Below are 683 nucleotides of genomic sequence, written 5' to 3'. Positions count from 1 at the left end.
GCAGCGCTGCTCGATGACCCGCAGGCGGGCCTTGCGTTTATAGAGAAGGTTATGCGTGCCGTCCCGACCAGCTGGCCAGGGATGCGCTCGCAGCTCACGGCCACTGTTGCCGTGCTCGCGCACGCCACAGGCCAGCCGGGGCTGGCTGGCGTGGCTGCGCAGCGAGCCACCGAGATCGGGCCAGACGAGAACTTCCCGTCTCTGGTGGCCAAGCTGACCGACATCGGCCAAGGCGAGCGGATGGTTGAACTCGTTCGCGAGGGCGCTGAGAAGACCCGAACGATCTTGTTCGCCGAGTAATCCCACACACCCCGTTGCAGCGATGCAACGGGGTTTCTATTTCTCGTCGGCCGTGGCTTGCGACGACAGACACCTCAACGAGGCAAGGGAGCGACCCCTAGACAGCAGAGCTGTCTCCAACAGACGGATTGACCACCAATCCGAACAAGGAGGCACCTGATGCGCGACTTCATCCACACCGACCTGGAACTGCTCTACCAGCTCGCCGACGGCATCGACGGCGAGGACGCCGATCCGGGCGCAACACAAGAACTGCGCGACCTAGAGGCGGCAGGCACACCGCTGCCCTGGGCAGTGCTGTAGCGACAGCGCAACCACCCCGCAGCAGCAAAGCCGCTGCTTAAGTACCCAAATTGCACGGCAAATCACACCCACTCAGATAA

General features: G+C 63.1%; 1 protein-coding gene and 1 pseudogene. Both read left to right on the top strand.

The window, feature by feature from the left end:
- A pseudogene (locus HMPREF2129_RS10145) lies at positions 1 to 300 on the top strand (DUF4192 family protein); the annotation flags it as partial.
- A 159-nt stretch (positions 301 to 459) separates the two neighbouring features.
- Positions 460 to 603: a hypothetical protein gene (locus HMPREF2129_RS11180; RefSeq protein WP_170253140.1), complete on the top strand. Its 144-nt coding sequence runs from the start codon at positions 460 to 462 to the stop codon at positions 601 to 603.
- Positions 604 to 683 lie beyond the last annotated feature (80 nt).

Origin of the sequence: Corynebacterium tuscaniense DNF00037 (assembly GCF_000759055.1) — a bacterium.
In the GTDB taxonomy this organism is placed as follows: domain Bacteria; phylum Actinomycetota; class Actinomycetes; order Mycobacteriales; family Mycobacteriaceae; genus Corynebacterium; species Corynebacterium tuscaniense.
Note: the sequence above shows the minus strand (reverse complement) of the source record. Positions and strands in the feature narration are given on the sequence as shown.

Coding starts and splice junctions, on each gene's coding strand:
- HMPREF2129_RS11180 (WP_170253140.1), top strand. CDS start 460: ATGCGCGACTTCATCCACACCGACCTGGAACTGCTCTACCAGCTCGCC.